Annotated in this window: 19 protein-coding genes; 2 read left to right on the top strand and 17 right to left on the bottom strand. The window is 51.5% G+C overall.

Features of this window, described 5'->3' with window-relative positions; genetic code table 11:
* Nucleotides 1–132 precede the first annotated feature (132 nt).
* Nucleotides 133–1,131, top strand: coding sequence for a LacI family DNA-binding transcriptional regulator (locus FQZ95_RS21370; RefSeq protein WP_032302950.1), 999 nt, complete (start codon nucleotides 133–135; stop codon nucleotides 1,129–1,131).
* A 110-nt stretch (nucleotides 1,132–1,241) separates the two neighbouring features.
* Here the strand turns inward: FQZ95_RS21370 and ompG are convergent, their stop codons facing one another.
* From ompG to pspA, 16 genes are all read right to left on the bottom strand, one after another.
* Nucleotides 1,242–2,147 (bottom strand): monomeric porin OmpG, encoded by a 906-nt coding sequence (gene ompG / locus FQZ95_RS21365; RefSeq protein ID WP_000735245.1) that lies wholly within the window; start codon nucleotides 2,145–2,147, stop codon nucleotides 1,242–1,244.
* Nucleotides 2,148–2,191: 44 nt separating this feature from the next.
* Nucleotides 2,192–3,274 (bottom strand): ABC transporter ATP-binding protein, encoded by a 1,083-nt coding sequence (locus FQZ95_RS21360; protein ID WP_000057969.1) that lies wholly within the window; start codon nucleotides 3,272–3,274, stop codon nucleotides 2,192–2,194.
* A 13-nt stretch (nucleotides 3,275–3,287) separates the two neighbouring features.
* Nucleotides 3,288–3,947 carry a beta-phosphoglucomutase gene (gene pgmB / locus FQZ95_RS21355; RefSeq protein WP_104917315.1) on the bottom strand — a complete coding sequence of 220 codons (660 nt, stop codon included), beginning with the start codon at nucleotides 3,945–3,947 and terminating at the stop codon, nucleotides 3,288–3,290.
* Entirely contained in the window at nucleotides 3,944–6,211 is a 2,268-nt protein-coding gene (gene ycjT, locus FQZ95_RS21350; protein ID WP_105288049.1) for a kojibiose phosphorylase, read from the bottom strand. The genes pgmB and ycjT overlap by 4 nt, the downstream gene beginning before the upstream one ends.
* On the bottom strand, nucleotides 6,208–7,263 hold the full coding sequence (locus FQZ95_RS21345) for a Gfo/Idh/MocA family protein (RefSeq protein WP_039020823.1): 1,056 nt from the start codon (nucleotides 7,261–7,263) through the stop codon (nucleotides 6,208–6,210). The genes ycjT and FQZ95_RS21345 overlap by 4 nt, the downstream gene beginning before the upstream one ends.
* A gap of 9 nt (nucleotides 7,264–7,272) precedes the next feature.
* Nucleotides 7,273–8,061 carry a sugar phosphate isomerase/epimerase family protein gene (locus FQZ95_RS21340; RefSeq protein WP_032184031.1) on the bottom strand — a complete coding sequence of 263 codons (789 nt, stop codon included), beginning with the start codon at nucleotides 8,059–8,061 and terminating at the stop codon, nucleotides 7,273–7,275.
* A 16-nt stretch (nucleotides 8,062–8,077) separates the two neighbouring features.
* Complete coding sequence (locus FQZ95_RS21335) at nucleotides 8,078–9,130, bottom strand: zinc-dependent alcohol dehydrogenase (protein ID WP_000737371.1); 1,053 nt, start codon at nucleotides 9,128–9,130, stop codon at nucleotides 8,078–8,080.
* A gap of 30 nt (nucleotides 9,131–9,160) precedes the next feature.
* Complete coding sequence (locus FQZ95_RS21330) at nucleotides 9,161–10,003, bottom strand: carbohydrate ABC transporter permease (RefSeq protein WP_000224670.1); 843 nt, start codon at nucleotides 10,001–10,003, stop codon at nucleotides 9,161–9,163.
* Nucleotides 9,990–10,871, bottom strand: coding sequence for a carbohydrate ABC transporter permease (locus tag FQZ95_RS21325; RefSeq protein ID WP_160530624.1), 882 nt, complete (start codon nucleotides 10,869–10,871; stop codon nucleotides 9,990–9,992). The genes FQZ95_RS21330 and FQZ95_RS21325 overlap by 14 nt, the downstream gene beginning before the upstream one ends.
* Nucleotides 10,872–10,891: 20 nt before the next feature.
* The gene (locus FQZ95_RS21320) at nucleotides 10,892–12,184 is read right to left on the bottom strand and encodes an ABC transporter substrate-binding protein (protein WP_105288048.1); all 1,293 of its coding nucleotides are present in this window, start codon (nucleotides 12,182–12,184) and stop codon (nucleotides 10,892–10,894) included.
* A 13-nt stretch (nucleotides 12,185–12,197) separates the two neighbouring features.
* Complete coding sequence (ycjM, locus tag FQZ95_RS21315; RefSeq protein ID WP_088542047.1) at nucleotides 12,198–13,877, bottom strand: glucosylglycerate phosphorylase; 1,680 nt, start codon at nucleotides 13,875–13,877, stop codon at nucleotides 12,198–12,200.
* A gap of 213 nt (nucleotides 13,878–14,090) precedes the next feature.
* Complete coding sequence (gene pspE / locus FQZ95_RS21310) at nucleotides 14,091–14,405, bottom strand: thiosulfate sulfurtransferase PspE (protein ID WP_000473128.1); 315 nt, start codon at nucleotides 14,403–14,405, stop codon at nucleotides 14,091–14,093.
* Nucleotides 14,406–14,479: 74 nt separating this feature from the next.
* Nucleotides 14,480–14,701, bottom strand: a complete 222-nt coding sequence (pspD, locus tag FQZ95_RS21305; protein ID WP_064527286.1) for a phage shock protein PspD — start codon at nucleotides 14,699–14,701, stop codon at nucleotides 14,480–14,482.
* 8 nt (nucleotides 14,702–14,709) lie between these two features.
* Nucleotides 14,710–15,069: an envelope stress response membrane protein PspC gene (pspC, locus tag FQZ95_RS21300; RefSeq protein WP_000907387.1), complete on the bottom strand. Its 360-nt coding sequence runs from the start codon at nucleotides 15,067–15,069 to the stop codon at nucleotides 14,710–14,712.
* Nucleotides 15,069–15,293 carry an envelope stress response membrane protein PspB gene (gene pspB / locus FQZ95_RS21295; protein ID WP_001274963.1) on the bottom strand — a complete coding sequence of 75 codons (225 nt, stop codon included), beginning with the start codon at nucleotides 15,291–15,293 and terminating at the stop codon, nucleotides 15,069–15,071. The genes pspC and pspB overlap by 1 nt, the downstream gene beginning before the upstream one ends.
* 53 nt (nucleotides 15,294–15,346) lie before the next feature.
* Nucleotides 15,347–16,015, bottom strand: a complete 669-nt coding sequence (pspA, locus tag FQZ95_RS21290) for a phage shock protein PspA (RefSeq protein WP_000511033.1) — start codon at nucleotides 16,013–16,015, stop codon at nucleotides 15,347–15,349.
* A 166-nt stretch (nucleotides 16,016–16,181) separates the two neighbouring features.
* Between pspA and pspF the strand changes: the two genes are divergently transcribed.
* Entirely contained in the window at nucleotides 16,182–17,159 is a 978-nt protein-coding gene (gene pspF, locus FQZ95_RS21285) for a phage shock protein operon transcriptional activator (RefSeq protein ID WP_001361677.1), read from the top strand.
* 71 nt (nucleotides 17,160–17,230) lie between these two features.
* Here the strand turns inward: pspF and puuE are convergent, their stop codons facing one another.
* A complete protein-coding gene (puuE, locus tag FQZ95_RS21280) occupies nucleotides 17,231–18,505 on the bottom strand; it encodes a 4-aminobutyrate transaminase (protein ID WP_105288047.1) in 1,275 nt (424 codons plus the stop codon).
* Nucleotides 18,506–18,518: the final 13 nt, after the last annotated feature.

Genomic DNA, 18,518 nt, shown 5'->3' with positions numbered 1-18,518 from the left:
GACCAGAAAAAAATCATTCGTAAGGATATGAATGTGGGGGCCATGCCCTTGATTATCAACTGCCCGTGTTGTCATCTTGAGGCGAACTCCATAAGATGTGCAGCATTCACGTTCGGACGGAGTTCCTGACCTATGTCCCCTACTATTTATGATATTGCCAGGGTTGCCGGCGTATCAAAATCCACCGTATCACGCGTGCTGAATAAGCAAACCAATATCTCCCCGGAAGCGCGCGAAAAAGTGTTACGGGCCATTGAAGAATTACAGTATCAGCCAAATAAACTGGCCCGCGCGCTGACCTCTTCGGGCTTTGATGCCATTATGGTGATTTCTACCCGCTCGACCAAAACTACGGCGGGTAACCCGTTTTTCTCCGAAGTTTTGCATGCCATTACCGCCAAAGCGGAAGATGAGGGTTTCGACGTGATATTGCAGACGTCGCACAACCCAGCTGAAGACTTACAAAAATGTGAAAGCAAAATTAAGCAGAAAATGATTAAAGGCATTATTATGCTAAGTTCGCCAGCAGATGAGTCTTTTTTCGCCCAACTCGATAAATACGATATTCCGGTGGTAGTAATTGGCAAAGTTGAAGGTGAATATGCCCATGTTTATTCTGTCGATACCGATAATTTTGGCGACAGTATTGCGCTGACCGATGCATTAATTGAAAGTGGACATAAAAATATTGCCTGCCTACATGCTCCGCTTGATGTCCATGTTTCGGTTGACCGCGTTAATGGTTATAAGCAAAGTCTGGAAGATCATAATATTGCAGTGCGCAATGAGTGGATCGTTGACGGCGGTTATACCCATGAGACAGCACTGCAAGCCGCGCGGGAATTATTAAGCCAGTCACCGTTGCCTGAGGCAGTGTTTGCTACTGACAGCCTGAAATTAATGAGCATTTATCGTGCGGCGGCAGAGAAAAACATTGCTATTCCGCAGCAGTTAGCGGTGGTGGGTTATAGTAATGAAACGCTGTCGTTTATATTAACGCCTGCACCGGGCGGCATCGATGTTCCGACGCAGGAGTTAGGTCAACAAAGCTGCGAGTTATTATTCCGCTTAATTGCCGGAAAACCGTCACCACAAAATATTACCGTTGCCACGCATATGTCGTTGAAATAAATGCCAGCTACGTTGCCTGAATGCCGGATGCGATGCTGGCGCATCTTATCCGGCCTACATTTATAAACCGGATAAAGTACTCGCGCCGCATCCGGCAATTTAGCACATTATCAGAACGCGTAATTCACACCGACACCTGCATAATGGAATTTATCGCTGTCGCCTTCATCGTGATCCTGCCACTCAAACGCGTATTCCAGCGAAACGGAAAGACCATTCTGGAAATCATAACCGTAAAACAAACCAAGACGGTTAAAATCATGGCCTTCACGTTCGATATCATCCTGCCAGTCCCAGTTACTCCAGCGATCCAACCCAATGCGCGTATACGGTGTTACCGAGTGATTGCCGAGCGTCAGCGGTAAATAGGCGCGAATTTCTTGCGTGGAGAATTCACCGTTATTGCGGCTGTCGTCCATATTGAAGCCGCGCTCGAGATAATAGTTCACTCGCAAGGCAACCGTTTCGTTGAAGGTATATTGCAGACCCGTTTCCGTTTCGACACGGGTATCAGCATAACCGGTTGTATTCAGATCGTTGGCAAATTTATACATCGACAGCCATCCGTTGAAACGTAAATCGTCAGTCAGTTTCACGTCCCAGTCTGGCGCGATTTTCCAGCGCTGCATATTTGCCGTGTCTTTACCCGGTTCATCAACGTAGTGATAACCATAGTTACGGAAACCACCGGTCAGGCCGAAACTGAAATCATCGCTTTCGAGAAACTGATAATGCACTTCCAGTTCCGGGCGATCAAACCAGGTTCCACGTTTACCCGCGCTATAATCTACCGGCCCTTCCTGGTAATAAGCCAGCGATATTCTCCACGGCCCATTGGCAGCATTAAAATAGACGGAAGGCTCCGCCAGCCCGTCCATATCTTCGCCATAACCCTCGACGTTTTCTATTTCGTACATCGCGCCGATATTAAAGTGCCAGTCGTTTTTTTCCTCAGCCTGTGCGCAGGCCATTCCCGCACACATCACCAGTGCGGTACAGGGTAATAACTTTTTCATTATTGTTCCTTGTATTATCCTGGGGGAATGCCTTCCCCCTGTATTTAGCGAATTGCTATTTCCGTTTCTGCATCAAAGAAATGACATTTGGTCATATCGAAATGAATAGTGACGTTTTCTCCTGCATGATAATCATTTAACGCACCAGCACGGACCACTAACTCGTGCCCCCCAACCGTGGTGTAGAGCATAAATTCCGCACCGGTTAATTCTGCCACGCTAATTTTGGCGGAAATGTTATTTTCCTCTTGCGCATCCGGATGAATATCTTCCGGGCGTATTCCCATCACGATGGGCTTATGCAAGCTTTCCTGCGTTTTCAGAACCGCTAATTTATCTTCGGGAATGGTTAATTTAAGCGTTTCCGTAACGAATTTATCGCCATCGATCGTGCCGCGAATAAAATTCATTGCTGGTGACCCAATAAAGCCGGCAACAAACATATTCGCCGGTTGGTTATAGACCGTTTTCGGCGCACCGACCTGCTGAACAATCCCATCCTTCATAATGACAATCCGCGTCGCCATGGTCATCGCTTCGGTCTGATCGTGGGTCACGTAGATCATGGTGGTGTTCAGTTTCTGATGCAGCTTGCTGATTTCCGCGCGCATTTGTACGCGCAGCTTGGCATCCAGGTTAGAGAGCGGTTCATCCATCAAAAACACGCCCGCTTCGCGCACAATCGCCCGTCCGAGCGCCACACGCTGGCGTTGCCCGCCGGAAAGCGCACCCGGCTTGCGTTTCAGGTACTCACGCAGGCCAAGGATTTGCGCCGCCCAGTTAACCCGCTCATCAATCACCTCTTTGGCGATTTTTTGCATCTTCAGGCCAAACGCCATGTTGTCGTAGACCGTCATATGCGGATACAGCGCGTAGTTCTGGAACACCATCGCGATATTGCGTGCTTTGGCCGGAACGTCATTCATTCGTTTACCGTCGATCAACAGATCGCCGCCGCTGATCTCCTCAAGCCCGGCAATCATACGCAGGGTGGTCGATTTACCGCAGCCCGACGGACCGACAAACACGATGAACTCTTTATCGGCAATCTCCAGGTTGAAGTCCTTCACCACATGCACCTGGTTATCGTAGATCTTTTGAATATGTTGTAACGAAAGCTGTGCCATGTTGATTCCTTTGCTATACGTTTTGCCAGAAGGCCGATAACCGCGGCCAGGTCAGGGACTCCGTTGAGGGCAACAGTAATTGCGCCCCAGTTAAGCCCGCGCCGATCCCCACCGAGCGCATACCGCTGGCGTTAATGGCGTCAATGCCCGCCTGCGCATCTTCAATGCCGATACATGCCTGCGGCGGCACGCCCAGCCCGGCACAGGCGGCGAGAAAGATTTCCGGGTCCGGTTTCGAGTGTTTAAGTTGGGAAGCGTCCGCGCAGAAGGTGAAAAACTCGCGCAGCTCCAGCGCCGCTAAAATTGTTGGGGCATTCAGAGAGACGGAGGCCAGCCCTACCGGGATGCCTTGCGCCCGAAGATCTGCCAGCAAAGGCCGAATTCCCGGCAGAACAGCGTTAACCGTCAGTTCGCGCAGTGAGTGGACGTAGAGCAGATTTTTGCGATACGCCAGTTGCGCCCGCTCTTGCACGTTAAAGTCGCCCTCTTTGCCCCCGTGTTGCAGAATGCGTCGCAGGGACTCATCGCGGCTGATCCCTTTTAACGTCTCGTTAAATTGCACATCGATGCCGATGCCGATTTCGGCTGCAATCTGCTGCCATGCCTGGAAGTGCAGATGTGCGGTGTCGGTGATCACGCCATCCAGATCGAAAATTACCCCTTGTAGTTTCATTCATCCTCCTGATGCGTGGTAGCGGTCCCATTGAAGGGCAAAATAAAATCACCCAAACAGAAAACAGATTCTTCAGTCACGGAAATAAGCTGACCGTTCAACCGCAGTGAAACAGGCGCAGAAGTTCGAATCGCAATACGCTGCGCGTCGAGAGTGACCTGTAATTCGCAGCCTTGCCAGAACAGAGGGAAAGACAACTGTTGCCACTGCTCAGGTAACGCCGGATTGAGATGTAATTCGCCGTCGCGCACGCTGACTCCGGCAAAACCCTGAATCGCGCCCAGCCAGATAGCGCCAGTTGCGGCAGCGTGGATACCGTCATCGCAGCTATGCGGATCAGCACCAAGATCGATTTCACTCCCCTCGCGCCAGAACGGGTAACTCTGCGCAGGCAAGCCACAACGCGCGGCAACAATGCCGTGGATCGCTTTACTCAATGACGAGTCGTGAATGGTGCGCGGTTCATAAAATTGCAGATTGGCGAGACAAGAGGCCGCTGAAAATTGTTCCGGTAGCATGTAATTGAGCATCACCACATCGGCCTGCTTGAGGATCTGCATCTCGTTCACTTCTGCGCGTGAATAATCCAGCAGAATGGTTTGTTTGCCTGCCGCCGCTTTGTATTTCGCCAGATCTATCGCCGGTTTCGCCATAAACGAATCATCCTGCGGCAAAACGCCGTCGGGCTGAATTTCTGGCATCCACAGCTCTTTGAGGAACATGTCGGCACGATGAATAAACGCGTCGTCGCTACAGCCAAACTGGCGAGCAATATTCAGCGCCTGTTGGACGTTGTAGCAGGCCATATAATTGGTGTATGCGTTATTATTAACGTGTTCGGTATATTCGTCTGGCCCAATAACATCATGAATTTCCAGACGATCGTTAACCCTTACCGCGCGGCTAATCCAGAACTTTGCGGTCTCCAGCAGTAGCGCCATGCCTTCGTGAGCAATGAAGCTTTCATCCCCTGTTACCTGCCAGTATTGAATAACCGCCCAGGCGATATCGGCAACCAGATGATGTTCTGCCAGCGCTGAGGCCACTTTTTGCCGCAGCCCGGTACGAATGTTAATGGCGGCAAATTCCGGCGTTTCTTCTTCGCCGCTACGTGCGCTCTCCCACGGAAACAGCGCGCCCTGCCAGCCATTGCGTCGCGCTTTCTCCTGCGCCCCCGGTAAGTTGTGCCAGCGATAGCGCAGCAAACTCCGGGCAATCGTCGGTTCGCTAAACAGATGGAACGGCAGCAGGAACACTTCCGTATCCCAGAAAACGTGGCCTTTGTAGCCTTCGCCGGTTAAGCCTTTCGCCGCAATGCTGCTACGCTCGTCATGGGCGGGCGTCATAATACGCAAATGATAAAGCGCATAGTCTAACGCCCGCTGATCGTGCGCATCGCAACTGTTTACCGTGATACGACGTTTCTGCCACCATTGCTGCCAGTTTTCTGTGGATGCTGCTAGAAGTTGGTCATAACTCTGTTGCGTGCACCTTTCGAGCTGGCGAAGCGACGCACTGCCCCACTCGTCTAAAGCGGCTTGTCGGTCGTCCCGCCAGTCAATCCACACCCGCTTTTGCAAGGTCAGTGTTTCACCTGTGCGAAGTTGCGCGCTGGTATGTTGCAGCAAACGGCGCTCTTTTGCGGTATAGCACTGCTGAACGTCACCACTCGCCTGACAGTGACAACTGATGGCCACATCACTGCGCCCATCCTGGGTGGTGTAGATCCCCTGCATCAAATGCTGACCAAACACCCGCACCTGGGTTTCGTCCAGATGCTGGCGACCGTGGTTGGTTTGCGTGGCATCAATGCCTGTTGAAATCAGCACTGACGCGTCGGCGTCCAGCGGGGTAATACTGATTTCCAGCGCGACCAGCGGCAGTTGATCTGTTGAAACAAAACGACGGCTTTCAAGGGTGAACCCTGCGCCGTCGCTGGTGCGCCAGATAACACTGCGGCGTAATTCTCCACTGGCAAAGTCAAGCTCACGCTGCCACGCTTCGCAGGATAACGAAAAAATCTCGCCGTTTAGGGTAATTTCCATTCCCACCACGTCTGGCAGATTCACCAGTTCGTTGATTTCTCCTTTACCCGCTCGATGATAAAGCCCTGCCAGATACATGCCGCGCGTCTGCCGCGTGTAATCTTCTTCATGGCTGGCACGAAGCCCAAGATAGCCGTTCCCCTGCGCCATTAATGAGGCATATTTATTCAGGGTATGCTGGCTGAAATGGGGTTCCGTTAATGTTACTGGCCTGGTCATAATTCCACACGCGTCCCTGTTTCTGCGGATTGATACAGCGCCGCCACCAGTTGCTGGATGATGTACCCTTGCTCGGCGTCGGCAATCATCACTGGCTTGCCCTGTACGTGATTGATAAAGGCTTCCATGCTGCGCAAATGACGGTTGTCGTCGGCCAGTTCCCGTTGCATCAGCGTCATTAATTCACCGTTGTTATCGGTGTAGATATGCGCCGGAAACAGCGTGGCTCCGGCTTTATCACCGCAAAAGCTGACGTTCATAATCGACTGTTCGCGGATGTTGAGTGCAAATGATGTCTCGAGCCAAAGAATGCCGCCGTTATGAAATTCAATGGTGCCAAACAGCGAATCTTCGACGCTGTAGGTTGCCGGGTCCCACTCACCAAATTGACCACAGCTCTTTTGCGGGCCGATCTTTTGAAAGCTGTGCGCATTCACGCTTTTCACCGCCGGAAAGCCCAGCACATACATCGCGGCATCCAGCATATGAATGCCTATGTCGATCAGCGGGCCACCGCCCTGCAATTCTTTATTGGTAAAGACACCCCAGCCGGGAACACCGCAACGACGCAGGGCGCGGGCGGTGGTAACGTAAATCTCTCCCAAAACGCCGTTGGTCACCTGTTCACGCAGCTGTTGCGTATCGAGCGCAAAACGATGGTGAAAGTCGTAGGCCAGCACCTTGCCCTGTTTGCGCGCGGTATCGCACATTTCCCGCGCCTGTTCTGGTGTCATGGCGGGCGGTTTCTCGCACATCACATGGCAGCCTGCCTCCAGCGCCATCAGGGTATGCTCGTAATGAAAACGGTTAGGTGAACAGACGCTTACCACGTCAGGTTTTACCGCCAGCAGCATGGCCTGCGGATCGTCCCACACGGATGCGTTCCCGTATTTCTCTGCCAACGCCTGCGCCTGGGAAAGACGGCTGTCACAGACAGCCACCAGTTCCAGATCGTTGCGGGTGCAGTAGTACGAAGCATGAACCTTATCCGCCACCTGGCCCGCGCCTATTATCGCGACCCGCAGCGGAGAGCTTGTCATTGCACTTTTCACAAAGACCTCTTAGCAGGTGCGCAACCAGGCCAAAGAATCACGGTACGCCTGAGCAGGATCTTCTGCCCGAATGCGCCCTTCATACACCACATAGCCCTGATAGTTATCGGCGCGCAGCTGTTCAAACAGCGCGTGGAAATCGAGGGTGCCACTGCCCGGCTGATAGCGATGATTATCGGCAATATGCACATGACCAAGCAGGTCACGGTTGTCATGCAGCGCCTGCGCCAGGTTATCCTCTTCGATATTCATGTGATAGAAATCGCCGATAATCTGCACATGTTTAAGATCGTTTTCGACGATGTAACGACGTGCATCGGCGAGCGTGTTGATCATGTGGTCCTGATAGCGGTTTAGCGGTTCGAGATACACCACCGTTCCGGTACGCGCGGCCACCTTTTCCAGGAAACGCAGGGAATCGCTCACCATTTGACGATCGCCGTCCAGGCTGCGCGGTGAGGTCATCGGCGGTAAGCGGAAGGTAAACATGCCCCACGCAGCCGGAACGACAATACCTTTGCCGCCCACTTCCGCCAGCGCCTCAAGAATGCGCTCGATCTGCTTTAAACCATTAAGACGACGTTCTTCGATAAAGTCGCCAATCCAGCCGTCATAACCACCGCAGGCGGTGGTCACCGGTAAACCGGTTTCTTTAATTGCTGCTTTGACTTCTTCGAGATTGTTAACCAGCAGTTTGCCGTCAATCTCAAAACCATCAAACCCCATCTCTTTGATATAACGAAATTTCTCCAGAATATTTTCTGGAAAGAAGGCCTGATTCTGTGTACCGATTTTCATTTTTCCGTCCTTAGAATTAAAAAGTTACGCCCATTTTGATGCTCTGTTCCGGATGCTGGTCGACATACTGCATGTAGCTTTCCGGGCTGTTAGCAAAGGTCACCACCGGGTCGATTAAATCTTCACAATTGAGATAACCGTTCATCAGCAGTTCCCAGCAGGTTTCTTCAATACGCTTGCGGCTCCAGCGCGGATAATCCGGGTTCGGTTCACTGCACGCACGAGAGAAGACAATTTTGGCGTTGTTGAAATGCGCTTCACGTCCGAGGTTGAAACCTTCGGCAAATGGTTTGGCAAATGCGACATACGAGATGGTGCCGCCATAAGCCAGGCCGCGCAGTGCCGATTGCAGCGCGTCGGCGTAGCCGCTGGTTTCGATAATCACATCGGCACCCTGCTTGCCGGTCAGCGTTTTAATCTCTTTGCCTACATCTGTGCCAATGGGGTTAAGGCAGAAATCCGCCCCGTGGCGACGGGCAATATCACAGCGATGAGCGATAGGATCGACACCAATCACCACCGACGCGCCAGCGCGTTTTGCCAGTTGAATGGCAATTTGACCAATCGCGCCAAGCCCTACCACCACCACAAAATCGCCCACGCGCACGTTGGCATCGCGCACGCCGCTCATGGCAAACTGCGCCGGGTCGTAACAGACGGCGTTTTTCCACGAGCTACCTTGCGGCATCTTGCGCAGTTTGTAGTTATTCACCGCGTTAATGATGACCGTTTCGGAAAGCGGGCCATAGCCGCATACGCTGTCGCCCACCGCGTAGTCGGTAACCTCGCTGCCGCACTCGATAATGTCGCCAACCACCATGTTGCCAAGCTGGAACTTGCCAAACTCAATGCCGCGCGGCGCATCTGCCGGACGCGGGGTGAACATCTGCCATTCGCCATTAAAGTCTTCATTAATAAACGGGCTGGCGGCGCGAAAATCGACCACTTCCGTCCCGTGTTTCGGCGCGCCGAACCGCACGCGGATCTTCACTTCATTGGCTGAAATCGCTCTGTCTTCATACTCCACCAATGCGGCAACGCGCGGTGCTGTGGCTACTAACTTTTTCATGTAAAACTCCTTGTCAAGAAACTGGCCGCTTTAGCCCTTCACGCCACCGGCGGTCAAACCACTCTTAATAAAACGTTCCGAAAGTGCATACATAATCACCACCGGCAATGCGGTCACCAGCGAGGCCGCCATCATTCGGCCCCAGATGTAATCAGGGGTACTGAACAGCGCGTTCAGGCCTACCGGTAAAGTGAAATTGCTGGCGCTGGAGAGGAAAATCGAGGCAAACAGATAGTCGTTCCACGCCACCATAAAGCAGTAGACGAACACGGATATCAGCCCGGACATCGCCAGCGGTACCGTGATGCGGAAGATGATTTGCAGCCGGTTGAGGCCATCCATCATCGCCGCTTCTTCGATTTCATCGGGGATGGTGTCGAAGTAGCTTTTCAGCATAAACACGGCGGTAGGCAGGGTTTGCGTAACCATGGTGATGATCAGCGCCATCTCGGTGTCGTAAACGCCAAGCGCGGTGATGATTTTGAATAGCGGCACCACCAGCAAAATGCCGGAGAACATGTACACCGTGTAGAAGCTGGCGTTGATGGTCATTCGCCCTTTAAAGCGCAGGCGGGAAAGCGCGTAAGCCCCGAGAATGCCGAGAAATACTGCTATCACGGATGAAACTACCGACACCACCAGGCTGTTACGGAAATAATCGACAAACGGGAAAATCACCGGGTTAAAAATGTCGACGTAATGCTCCAGCGTCCACTGTTGCGGCAGCAGCGTAGGATGCAGCGATATCGCCTCTTTCGCGCTCTTAAACGAGGTCATCAGCATCACAAAAAACGGAAACAGCGTGATGATGAGAAACAGCGCCAGCCCGCAGTAAAAACCGATACGACTGAGTGTGCGTTTATTTGTTGCCATTGAGGTTCACCCGTTTTCTGGTCAGCAGAATGACAGCGAAAATAATGATGAAGAGCACCACCGAGATCGCCGCCGCTTTCCCTAAGTCATTAAAGGCAAAGGCGGTTTTGTAGAGATAGACGCCGAGAATATCGACCTTGGTCGTCAGCAAATAAACGTCAGCGAACATGTAGAACATCCAGATGGTACGCAGAGTCACCACCGTCGCCAGGACCGGCATAATCGCGGGCAGCGTGACAATGCGAAACCGCTGCCAGGCATTAGCGCCATCCATCTCTGCCGCTTCGTACAGCGATTTGTCGATGGTCTGCAAAATCGCCAGAAACGAAATAAAGGCATACGGGAAGTAGCGCCAGATGGCGAACAGCACCACCAGCACAAAGCTACTGCCCGGATTATCGAACCACAGCGGTGCCTGCTCATAGAAATGCAGAAGATCGACGCCGAGGTAGTTCACAATGCCGTAGCCGTTGTTGAACATGTATTTCCAGGCGAACACCAGCGAAATAGACGGCGTTACGTAGGAGAGGATCACCAGCGAACGCGCGGTTTTGCGCAGGCGGAACTCGCGGTTGAAAAACATCGCCACCGCCAGCCCGAGCACGGTGCTGCCCGCCACCACCAGCGCGGTATACCAGACCGTCATCCACAGCGAGTGCCAGAAACCGGGATCGGAGAGGATACGCACATAGTTACTCACCCCAACAAACGTTGATTCGATGTTGGGATTGAGCGGCAGACGTAAAAAACTGATTTCGATATTCGACACCATCGGCCACGCCACCAGACCGCCCAGCAGTAATAAGCTGGGCGCGAGAAGCAGCAGCGCAAAGGGCATATCGGAACGACCTGAAAAAAGCCTGTTCATTGCGGATTCCTGTCCTGGGTTTAGTGCTGTTCGACCAACTCATCCAGCTTTTTCTGGCTCGCTTGCAGCGTGGTAGAGAGATCGGCTTTACCCACGGTGACGTTATGCACCATTGAGCTCACCACGCCAGAACCCGTCACATCGCCCATGCGGGTAAAGTTTTTATCCCCTACTGCGCCAAAGACCTGAATATTTGGCAGTTCGCTAATCAACTGATTCGGCAAGTCTCCCAGCGCCTTAATCACGTCGTTATCTTTCCAGGTGGCAGTCGTCACAACCGCTTTGTTCACCGGCAGCGCCGCGCCTGGTGACATCATCACCCAGTCGGCAATGTTGTCTGCCTGCTCCATAAAGGTGACAAATTTTTCCGCCGCTTCCGTCTCTTCGCTTTTTTGCCCGGCGGTAATGGTCAGCGAGGTCAACATGCCGTAGACCGCCGAGTTTTTCTCGGTTGGCACCACGAAACCGACATTCTTCGGGTCGCCTTCTTTAATCACAGCCGGAAGGATATAGGTGGAGTAAATCGCCATCGGCGCGGTGCCGTTCATAAAGGCGTCTTTCACTTCCATAATGTCGTTAGAACCCGGCATGGTGTTGGCAGCAAGGTCGCGGTAATAGGTCAGCGCCTGCATCATCTCCGGCGTATCAAGAGTGATTTTGCCTTCGGCGTTAAAAACGTTGGCCTGATTGGATAACGCAAACTGAGAGAACGATTGTTCCGTCAGTACGCTTTCTGCCGTCGGCAGTGCAATACCGTATTTTTTATTCGCCGGATCGTTCAGTTTCTGTGCGACATCCAGCAACTGTTGCCAGTTTTTCGGCTCATCCAGCCCGGCTTTTGCCAGCACATCTTTGCGATACCAGATACCGCCAATCCATGCGCTGACAGGAACACCGGTCCAGGCGCTACCATCTTCGGTGCGCACAATCCGCAGAACGCCGTCATAAAACGCGCCTTCACCGACATTACTGATGACCGTAGCAACCGCTTTGCGATCGATAAGCTGTTCTTTGTCCATCACTTTGGCGTAGTCATGGCTGGTTTCGATCACTTCCGGCAGCGAGCCGCTACGGGAAAGGGTGATGACTTTGGTGTTATAGGCATCTTCTTCCACCGGCACTTGTTTAACAGTGATGCCTGGGTTTTCTTTTTCAAAACGCGCAATTAACTGACTAATTACCGCCTGGCGTTCCTGTTCCACCGAAGAATGCATAAACTCGATGGAGACATTCGTTTTATTTTCTTCTTTACAGCCTGAAATCAGGGCGCAGGAAACCAGTGCTGATAACAGCACGATTTTTGATTTAATCATGAGATGTTCCTTTTTATTTAATCCACATAACCTGCCAGGGGCGCAGCGTTATTTCATTACCCACTATATCAACTTCACTAATCAGATCCCGACCGTGCAGGTCAGTAATATTTATATGCTGAATATTTTCACTGACATTAAACAATCCTGTCAGACAATTACCATCCGCGTTGCTTCTTTGAATACGCATTACGGATGAATTAACCGTATCGATGGTAAAACTATTATCCGGATGAAATTCTTTATGACGGCGACGAAGCGTAATTAAATGTGACAACTGATGATATACTGCGTGCCTGAGTGTCGTTTCATCATTCAGTTCACTGGCTATCTCTTCACTACGATATTTCTTACGGTTAATCGCGCGGTTATATCCCAGCTTTTCGACACCAGCGTAATCATTACGTGAACCCAGAATACTTTGAATATAGACAGCAGGCACACCGGGAAAGGTTAACAATATGGCATGAGCAAGAATAAACCGGGCACAGCGTTCTTCGTCACTGCAATCGCGATGGCTCAATGCGTCCATGTAGGTCACATTCATTTCATACGGACTGCGCGTACCATCGGGATTATTTTTCCAGTTTACTAATGCCCCTTCCTGCTGTAATGCCTCGACCAGCGCTAATATTTCGCTTTCGGGTAGCAAGCCACGCAGTGGGTTAAGCCCGATGCCATCGTGAGAGGCGAGGAAGTTAAACCAGGTGGTGATGCTGGAAGGTAGTGTCAGGTTTTGCGCCCACGCACAAAGCGCCTCAACGTTCTGTTTTTGCACCGCATGCAGCACCAGCGGCGGCAGCGAGAACTGGTACACCATATGCGCTTCGTCATCACCGTTTCCAAAGTAAGCAATGTTGTCTTTGTGCGGAACATTGGTCTCGGTAATGATCACTGTACCTAGTGCTACGTCATCAATAATCGACCGTAACAGCTTGATAATCAGATGTGTTTTTTCCAGATGGATGCAGCTTGTTCCCGGCTCTTTCCACATAAAGCCAACGGCATCCAGGCGGACATACTCAGCACCTTTCTCAAGGTAACACAGTAAAATATCCACCATCGCCAGTAACACTTCAGGGCTACGGTAATTCAGGTCAATTTGATCGTCGCTAAAGGTGGTCCATAAATGGCGCGTTGAATGATCGCGCATCTGGAATGGCGTTAATAACGGTAACGCACGCGGGCGAGTGACGGCGCTGAGATCGGTTTGCGGGTCAACGGCAATAAAAAAATCTTCAAAACCTGGCTGCTGTTGTAAATAGTTTTTAAACCATTCACTTTTTGCCGACATATGGTTGCAGACAAAATCAAACATTAAATGACTGCATTCACCGAGTTGCTGAATATCCTGCCACTCCCCTGCTTCACTGGCGACCTGATGATAATCAATTACCGAAAAGCCATCATCAGATGACCATGGATAAAACGGCAACAAATGAACATGTGAAAAAATGCTTTGCAGCCAGTGATGGTAAAACTGATTAAATGTGGGTAGTGGTTTTAAATCATTACTGTGAAATTGATCGGCATAGGTAATTAACACGACATCACTTTCATCCCAGTGTTTTTTACGTCGCTGTGTAATTAATCTTTTCGCACTGTCAAGACGCGTTACAAGTTTCTGTAAATGAGTCGCGGTAAATGTTCCACCGTAGATTTCGTCCAGGTAATCCGTAATTTTCTGTTTCATGTTGCCTTTCCGTGGTAGCGGTCCCATGAAACGAGAGACTACTCCGCAGAAAATAAACTGTCAATTGAGCACAAGGGTTTTAGTCACGCAGGAAATCATTTTTTACCAGGGAAAAAGCGTATTTGTGAGCTGACGCAAATAATCTATGGGGATGTAAATAAGGTGTGACAGAAAAAGTAAACGGCGCATAAGCGCCGCTTAGGGTGGATTCTTTTAACCTTTGACCTTCGGCATTGCGATGTCTTTCAGGCCGCCAGCGTTCTCAACGTGGGTATATCCCATCTCGCTAAGGATCTCTTTTGCCTGCCCTGACTGGCGTCCGGCATTGCAATACACTTTCACGGTGTCGTTTTTATCCGGAACGGCGGTGGCAATGCGCTCTTTCACTTCCTTCAGGGGAATATTGATGGCTCCCTGAACGTGCTCTTGCTGATACTGCTCTGGAACACGAACATCGATCCAGTGTTCAGCGGCGAAAACGGGCAGTGAAAACACCAGTGTCAGAGCAAGTAAGCCTTTTTTAAACATGTAAGCGTCCTTCTATGGATGAAAATTGCCATCCATAATACGCCTTAGCTTTAACAATTTTTGCGAAACTCCCCTCACCTTTTATAACGCTGCGCCAGTTTATTGGCAGCCCGACTTAACAGCGGTTCCAGCGCCACGGCCAGCAACATTTTCAGCGGTCGGCGAGCAACTGATTTTATCGCCCAGCCAGCCACACCCGCCGGGCCATAGCGCAGTGCAGTAAGAAGTACCAGCTTGCCTGCTAATTTGAAACCAGGCTTCATCTTTTGCCCGGCATGTTGCCAGCGAGTATTCATATCTTTCCTCACAGTTGACGGAAACGACTACGTAGCGTGAAGGTGTCGGAAGTGACATAACGTTCCATCTCGCGTAAGCGCGTTTCACTGGCCGCCAGTTCACGATCGACTTCATCTAACAATTCGCTGCTGGAAGGCAGTTGTTCACCAAAGGCCATGTTGTCCGGCATTGGATCAAGCGCAAATGACAAAATGATGTAAGCAACCAGGGTAAACAGCGCCAGGCCGAAGAAAATCGACAGCACCACCAGGATACGTACCAGTTTTACCGGTACATCAAAATAGTTGGCAATCCCGGCGCAGACGCCGCGTACCATGCCCTGCTGTGGAATACGCCATAATTTTTTATTGAGATTAATGCCCGCCATTAGCGATCCCTCCAGTTCGGATGTTCTGCATCAAGAATGGATTCCAGTGCCTGAATACGTTCGCGCATCCGTTTTGCTTCATCAGCCAGTTGCGCTAATCGTTGCTGCTCACTTTGCGACAATTCACTGCGACCAGAACGATTGCTGTAATGCAGCCATAACCAGATCGGTAAAACAAACAGCACAAAAATGGTTAACGGAATAGCCAGAAATAGCGCGCTCATAAGGACTCCTTAGACGATGAGCGGCGGCGCGTTCGGACGCCGCCTGGATGTTATTATTGATTGTCTTGCTTCATTTTGGCTTTTAATTGTGCCAGTTGCTCGCTGATTGCATCATCGGCTTTCAGTTCGGCAAACTGATCGTCCAGCGATTTTTGTTTACCGAAGCTGTGGCTTTCTGCTTCCGCTTCCATCTGGTCAATTCGACGTTCGAAAGATTCGAAACGAGCCATTGCTTCATCCAGTTTGCCACTGTCCAGCTGACGACGCACATCGCGCGACGAGTTTGCCGCCTGATGGCGTAACATCAATGCCTGCTGGCGAGCGCGTGTTTCACTCAATTTGTTTTCCAGCTCGCCGATCTCTTTCTTCATACGCACCAGCGTATCGTCCACCAGCGTCACTTCATGTTCCAGGCTCTTAATCAGATCGGTCAGTTTCTGTTTTTCAATTAACGCCGCACGCGCCAGATCTTCTCTCTCTTTCAGCAGCGCCAGTTCGGCTTTTTCCTGCCATTCAACTTCACGCGCCGACGCTTGTTCAATACGGCGAGTCAGCTGTTTCTTTTCTGCCAGCGCACGCGCCGAAGTAGAACGTACTTCAACCAGTGTATCTTCCATCTCCTGGATCATCAGACGCACCAGTTTCTGTGGATCTTCCGCTTTCTCTAACAGAGCGTTGATGTTGGCATTCACGATGTCGGCAAAGCGAGAAAAAATACCCATAATGTTGTCCTCTTGATTTCTGCGTTCAGGATTGTCCTGCTGAACTATTAATACAATTTGCGTGCCAATTTTTTATCTTTTTGATTTATAAAGATCTGATTGAAGAATCAACAGCAACATGCCAGGATGAGTTAGCGAATTACACTAACAAGTGGCGAATTTCATCATGGCAGAATACAAAGATAATTTACTCGGTGAGGCGAACAGCTTTCTCGAAGTGCTGGAACAGGTTTCGCATCTCGCACCGCTGGACAAACCGGTGCTCATCATCGGCGAGCGCGGCACAGGTAAAGAGCTGATTGCCAGCCGTCTGCATTATCTCTCCTCCCGTTGGCAGGGGCCGTTTATTTCCCTTAACTGCGCGGCGTTAAATGAAAATCTGCTGGATTCCGAACTGTTTGGTCACGAAGCGGGCGCGTTTACCGGTGCGCAAAAACGTCATCCAGGGAGATTTGAACGTGCCGACGGCGGTACGCTATTTCTTGATGAACTCGCTACGGCACCGATGATGGTGCAAGAAAAATTATTGCGCGTGATTGAGTACGGTGAACTGGAGCGCGTTGGCGGCAGCCAGCCATTGCAGGTGAATGTGCGGCTGGTATGCGCGACGAATGCCGATCTCCCGGCGATGGTCAATGAAGGGACTTTTCGCGCTGACCTGCTCGACCGGCTGGCTTTTGATGTTGTGCAACTGCCACCACTGCGCGAGCGTGAAAGCGACATTATGTTGATGGCAGAACACTTTGCCATCCAGATGTGTCGGGAAATCAAGCTGCCTCTGTTCCCGGGTTTTACCGAGCACGCCAGAGAAACATTGCTGAATTATCGCTGGCCGGGAAATATTCGTGAATTGAAAAACGTGGTGGAACGTTCGGTGTATCGCCACGGCACCAGCGATTATCCGCTTGATGACATTATTATTGATCCTTTTAAACGGCGTCCGCCTGAAGACGCTATCGCCGTTTCAGAAACCACCTCGCTTCCAACGCTGCCGCTGGATTTACGTGAGTTTCAGATGCAGCAGGAAAAAGAGTTACTGCAACTCAGTTTGCAACAAGGGAAATATAACCAGAAGCGCGCGGCTGAATTACTGGGGTTAACCTATCATCAGTTCCGCGCGTTGTTGAAAAAGCACCAGATTTAGCGAAGTTGGGCAATACAACTTGCCGGATGCGGCGTGAACGCCTTATCCGGCATACATAATCAATACGTCGTTTACAGGCCTGATAAGCGCAGCGCATCCTGCAATATTTTCATTGCCGCATCGAACTGCGCGTCCGGGATGGTCAGCGGGTACAGGAAACGAATCACGTTGCCGTACGCGCCACAGGTCAGCAGGAGCAGCCCCTGCTCCAGCGCGCGTTGCTGGATTTTCTGTGCAATCGCCGCTGACGGCTCGCCCGTTTGCGGATCGTTAAACTCTGCCGCAATCATCGACCCCAGACCGCGTACCGCCGCGATGGCCGGAACGCTTTCTTTGGCATCAATCAACGTATTTGTCAGACGCTGGCCCAGTTGATTAGCGCGTTCACAGAGTGATTCTTTGTCGATAATGTTGAGCACCGCGTGCGCGGCAGCCACCGCCAGCGGGTTCCCGGCGTAGGTACCACCAAGCCCGCCCGGCGCGGGCGCGTCCATAATATTCGCGTTACCGACCACGCCCGAAAGCGGCATCCCGCCCGCGAGGCTTTTCGCCATCGTCATTAAGTCCGGCTTATCGGCGTAGTGATCCATGGCAAACAGTTTACCGGTACGCGCAAAGCCGCTTTGCACTTCATCGGCAATCATCACAATACCGTGCTCGTCGCACAGGCGGCGAATGGCGGCAACCAGCTCTTTTGGCGCAACGTTGAAACCGCCTTCGCCCTGCACCGGTTCGAAAATAATCGCCGCCACCTGCTTCGCTTCAATGTCCGATTTAAACAAGCGTTCGATGGCATCGAGGGAGTCCTGCGTTGAAACGCCATGTAAATCTGACGGATAAGGTACGTGATACACCGAACCGGGGAACGGGCCGAAGCCGATTTTGTACGGCGCGACCTTTCCGGTCAGCGCCATGGTCATATATGTACGACCGTGGAAGCCGCCGCTAAACGCAATCACGCCAGGGCGTCCGGTATGGGCGCGGGCGATTTTCACCGCGTTCTCCACCGCTTCCGCACCGGTGGTGAAGAACGCAGTTTTAGCCTGCCCGCTCACCGGGGCAAGGGCGTTGATTTTCTCCGCCAGGGTGACGTAGCTTTCATAGGGCACAATCTGATACGCCGTGTGGGTAAACTGTTGCAATTGCTGCTCCACCGCCGCGACCAGATCAGGGTGGCGATGCCCGGTATTCAGCACCGCAATGCCTGCGGCGAAATCGATATATTCGTTGCCCTCTACATCCTTCAGCGTGGCGTTTTCTGCCGACTGGGCGAAGAAGTTACACATCACGCCAACCCCGCGTGGGGTAGCAGAAAGACGACGCTGATGGAATTCATTGTTGCTCATGTTTCACACCTTT

This window comes from Escherichia sp. HH41S (assembly GCF_009820115.1).
In the GTDB taxonomy this organism is placed as follows: Bacteria; Pseudomonadota; Gammaproteobacteria; order Enterobacterales; family Enterobacteriaceae; genus Escherichia; species Escherichia coli_F.
This window is presented reverse-complemented; position numbering and strand designations above follow the sequence as displayed.